The organism is Vogesella mureinivorans (genome assembly GCF_007644035.1).
In the GTDB taxonomy this organism is placed as follows: Bacteria; Pseudomonadota; Gammaproteobacteria; order Burkholderiales; family Chromobacteriaceae; genus Vogesella; species Vogesella mureinivorans.
The window spans coordinates 1-324 of sequence record NZ_VMTV02000155.1 but is presented as its reverse complement, the minus strand read 5'-3'; the positions used below and the strand labels follow the sequence as shown (position 1 = coordinate 324).

The 324-nt window shown below is 55.6% G+C and carries 1 protein-coding gene; it reads left to right on the top strand.

From position 1 onward, the window contains the following. On the top strand, positions 1-324 hold a 324-nt coding region (locus tag FLQ44_RS05035; protein WP_147693357.1), incomplete at both ends, for an acyltransferase domain-containing protein.

The following is a 324-nucleotide window of genomic DNA, read 5'->3' as shown; positions in this document are numbered from 1 at the left end:
AAATCCCAATCCTGCTGATGTCTGCTTTACGGCCAACACGACACGCAAACCGTTCAAACATCGATTGGCGATCGTAGCGCGATCGGCTCAAGAATTTGCCGATCAACTTGTCGATCGCCCTCAGTCCAGTCAAATCGACGGCAATCCGCCGAAGCTGGCGTTTTTGTTCACAGGTCAAGGGTCGCAGTTTGTCGGCATGGGGCGGCAACTGTACGACACGCAGCCGACTTTTCGAGCGGCGATCGATCGCTGTGCCGAAATTTTGCAGCAGCATCTCGACAAGCCGCTGCTGGAAGTCCTGTACTCCGACACAGCCGGACTGCT